Genomic DNA, 3,835 nt, shown 5'->3' with positions numbered 1-3,835 from the left:
CAATTAATGTCATCTGCTCATCTAAGTTCAGCACAGTTAGTGCATTACTTACGCTGGTTGCTATAACATCAACCACGCCGGTTCTTAATGCACCTAACAACGCGAGCGGTTTACTGTTCTCGGCAGCAATGGCAATCACCTCAGCAATAGGGCGAAACTCTTCTAAACCCAAGCCAATAACACGGTCACTCATTACTGTATTGGCGGCTTTACCGTGTACGTCGAAGAAGTCATAGCCAGCGAAGTCACCTACCACACCTTGTAATAGACGCGATTGAACTACCTCGCCGGCGGTAAACCAACCTAGGTCAACCATGTAGCTGTTTTCACTCATGTCACCGATACCCACTAATGCTACATCCGCCTTTCGAGCGAGATCCAGTGTTTGCTTAACTGTGCTGTTTTCCATAAAGGCAGTTTTTTGAGCTTTATTCTCGGCATAAGCTGGGGCATACAGAGTTTCCGACGAACCACCGTACTTTTTTGCTAGCTGTCGACAAATGTGGTCAGCATTGAACATACCGCCTCTTGGGTGAATACCGCCGATGCCACACACGAACTTACAATCACGAGGAGTAATTACCCCTGTGTGGTGAGCAACAGAAGACACGTTACGACCTTGCCCGACTGTTACGACCATGCCGTTTTTTAATGTGCTGGTTAGATAGTTAGATACTAAGCCGGCAACTTGAAGACGTTGCTGTTCTTCATTCGGTTGATCCAGAGCGACCAGTGCGCGCTTAACACCAAAGCGTTCAATTAAGCGCTGCTCGATCTTAGCGCTAAATACAGGGTGGTATTTAACGGTTATCTCAACAATACCTTCATCACGGGCTTGCTTGAGCATACGACCAACCTTTGCACGAGAGATAGAGAACTTTTTCGAGATCTCTTCTTGGGTGGCACCGTCCTGATAATAAGCAACCGCGACTTCAGTGAGGAGATCAGTGTTTTCTTCGGAAACATCTTGGATATTCTTACTCATATACCACTCAACCTATATTTAACAATTATTTTACCTGCTTGAAGAACAAATGTTCGATGACTAAGCAAGTGATACACAAGTTTACACCTTGAACATATGTAACAACAAGGAACATTTGTTCAAGGTGTTAGCCATAGTTTTATTGTTGATTAATTCACCTTGCTCAGCGCATTAAACGTTTGCTTCTATCGCCCATGATTACTAGAGCGAAATATATTTGACTGAAGTCACCATACCGCACTATTTGTCGTTGACTTTGGTGCTAGATCAGATAAATATGGCTACATCATTTACTCATCGAGCGATCAAATGTTCTGTGCAAATGTTCGTTCGAAGAAAAATTTAAATTAATGTAAGTTTGGCTCACTGGAAACTCCACTGAGAACTTCATTAGTTAGCTTGCAAATGCCCACATCTCTCTTCTCACGAGATGTAATGCGATAGATAGGATGATCAAAATGAGCAACAAATTAGAGCAACTTCGTAAACTAACGACAGTAGTAGCAGACACTGGTGAAATCGATGCAATCAAAAAGTACCAGCCAGAAGATGCAACAACTAACCCTTCTCTGATTCTTAAAGCGGCTCAAATCGAAGAGTATGCGCCACTTATCGATGCTTCAATCGAATACGCTAAAGCACAAAGCGCTGATAAAGCACAACAAGTACAAGACACTTGTGACATGCTTGCAGTAAACATCGGTAAAGAAATCCTGAAAACAATTCCAGGCCGTATTTCTACAGAGGTTGATGCTCGTCTTTCTTACGACACTGAAGGCAGCGTAGCTAAAGCTCGTCAGCTAGTAAAAATGTACAACGATGCTGGCATCACTAACGATCGCATCCTAATCAAACTGGCTTCTACTTGGGAAGGTATCCGTGCTGCTGAAATCCTAGAGAAAGAAGGCATCAACTGTAACCTAACGCTTCTATTCTCTTTCGCACAAGCTCGTGCATGTGCTGAAGCTGGCGTATTCCTAATCTCTCCATTCGTTGGTCGTATCATGGACTGGTACAAAGCGAAAGAAGGTCGCGACTTCGAAGCATCTGAAGATCCAGGCGTAATCTCAGTAACTGACATCTACAACTACTACAAAGAGCACGGCTACAACACTGTTGTTATGGGCGCAAGCTTCCGTAACATCGGCGAGATCCTAGAACTTGCTGGTTGTGACCGTCTGACTATCGCTCCTGCTCTTCTAGCTGAACTAGAAGCTGCTGAAGGAGACGTTGTAGAGAAGCTAGTTGACCCTAAAGGCTCTAAAGAGCGCCCAGCTCCAATGACTCACGCTGAGTTCCTATGGGAGCACAACCTAGACGCGATGGCAGTTGAGAAAGTTGCAGAAGGTATCCGCAACTTCGCAGTTGACCAAGGCAAACTAGAAGACATGATCGCAGCTAAGCTGTAATCACACAGAATTAAAAAAGGGGAACGTTTGCGTTCCCCTTTCAATTTCCAATCCAATATTTAAACACTGGTAGTTATTATGGACCGTAAACATTTAGCTAATGCTATTCGTGCTCTAAGCATGGACGGCGTACAACAAGCAAACTCTGGCCACCCAGGCGCACCTATGGGTATGGCTGACATCGCTGAAGTTCTTTGGCGTGATCACCTGAACCACAACCCGTCAAACCCAGAGTGGGCTGACCGCGACCGTTTCGTTCTTTCAAACGGCCACGGCTCTATGCTGATTTACTCTCTGCTTCACCTAGCAGGCTACGAGCTATCAATCGAAGACCTTAAGAACTTCCGTCAACTGCACTCTAAGACTCCGGGTCACCCAGAGTACGGTTACGCACCGGGTATCGAAACAACAACTGGTCCACTAGGCCAAGGTATCACTAACGCTGTTGGTATGGCGCTTGCTGAGAAAACTCTTGCAGCACAATTCAACAAAGAAGGCCACGACATCGTTGACCACTTCACTTATGCATTCATGGGTGACGGCTGTCTGATGGAAGGTATCTCTCACGAAGCATGTTCTCTAGCAGGTACGCTAGGTCTTGGTAAGCTTATCGCTTTCTGGGATGACAACGGCATCTCTATCGATGGTGAAGTTGAAGGTTGGTTCTCTGATGATACGCCTAAGCGTTTTGAAGCTTACGGCTGGCACGTAATTCCAGCAGTAGATGGCCACAACGCTGAAGCAATCAACGCAGCAATTGAAGCTGCTAAAGCTGACCCACGCCCTACTCTAATTTGTACTAAGACTATCATCGGTTTTGGTTCTCCAAACAAATCTGGTTCACACGACTGTCACGGTGCACCACTAGGCGCTGAAGAAATTGCAGCTACACGTAAAGAACTTGGTTGGGAGCACGGTCCTTTTGAAATTCCGTCGGAAGTTTACGCAGAATGGGATGCGAAAGAAGCAGGCGCAGCTAAGGAAGCAGCGTGGAACGAGAAACTTGCAGCTTATGAAGCAGCACACCCTGAGCTGGCAGCTGAATTCAAACGCCGCGTAAACGGTGAGCTTCCTGCACAGTGGGAAGAGAAAGCAAACCAAATCATTGCTGACCTTCAAGCTAACCCAGCAAACATCGCATCACGTAAAGCGTCTCAAAACGCACTAGAAGCGTTCGGTGCTATGTTACCTGAATTCCTAGGCGGCTCTGCTGATCTTGCACCTTCTAACCTAACTATGTGGTCTGGTTCTAAGTCTGTTTCTGCTGAAGATCCAGCGGGTAACTACATCCACTACGGTGTACGTGAATTCGGTATGACTGCGATCATGAACGGTATCGCTCTGCACGGTGGTTTCGTACCATACGGCGCAACGTTCCTAATGTTCATGGAGTACGCTCGTAACGCAATGCGTATGGCTGCTCTGATGAAAGTTCAGAACA

At 46.0% G+C, this 3,835-nt stretch carries 3 protein-coding genes; 2 read left to right on the top strand and 1 reads right to left on the bottom strand.

Annotated elements, in window-relative coordinates:
* The coding region (locus BCT81_RS13230) for a sugar-binding transcriptional regulator (protein ID WP_102424716.1) at positions 1-985 on the bottom strand (985 nt) is incomplete at its 3' end.
* A 458-nt stretch (positions 986-1,443) separates the two neighbouring features.
* Here BCT81_RS13230 and tal point away from each other — a divergent pair.
* Entirely contained in the window at positions 1,444-2,394 is a 951-nt protein-coding gene (gene tal, locus BCT81_RS13225) for a transaldolase (protein WP_102424715.1), read from the top strand.
* Between the two features lie 78 nt (positions 2,395-2,472).
* Positions 2,473-3,835: transketolase (gene tkt / locus BCT81_RS13220; RefSeq protein WP_102424714.1), on the top strand; the 1,363-nt coding region annotated here is incomplete at its 3' end.

Source organism: Vibrio sp. 10N.261.52.A1 (assembly GCF_002876325.1).
Classification (GTDB): domain Bacteria; phylum Pseudomonadota; class Gammaproteobacteria; order Enterobacterales; family Vibrionaceae; genus Vibrio; species Vibrio chagasii.
This window is presented reverse-complemented; position numbering and strand designations above follow the sequence as displayed.